This window comes from Vibrio sp. 10N.222.49.C9, from assembly GCF_041474985.1.
Classification (GTDB): domain Bacteria; phylum Pseudomonadota; class Gammaproteobacteria; order Enterobacterales; family Vibrionaceae; genus Vibrio; species Vibrio crassostreae_C.
In genome coordinates, this window is the sequence record NZ_JBFRVD010000800.1 from 1 (window position 1) to 241 (window position 241).

At 45.6% G+C, this 241-nt stretch carries 1 protein-coding gene; it reads right to left on the reverse strand.

From position 1 onward, the window contains the following. A partial coding sequence (locus AB4585_RS25665; protein WP_372171603.1) for a TolC family protein occupies positions 1 to 241 on the reverse strand: 241 nt, incomplete at both ends.

The window sequence follows — 241 nt, forward strand, 5'->3', positions numbered from 1 at the left end:
GCCACATGCTGCTGGGTTAGAATGCTGGCTAAATAGAGCTCAGCATCAACTACATCCAATGAATTTGATAACCCCTGACTAAACATCTTTCTGCGCAGGCGAAGATTTTCTTCAGCGAGATCAATACTGGTCTCTAAGCCCTGAACTTCTTCCAGCGACTGCTCTGCTTCCAAATAAGTCTTTTGCACCAATACCGATAGGTCTTGCTTAGCTTGGGCTCGTAGATGGGAAACTTGCAACA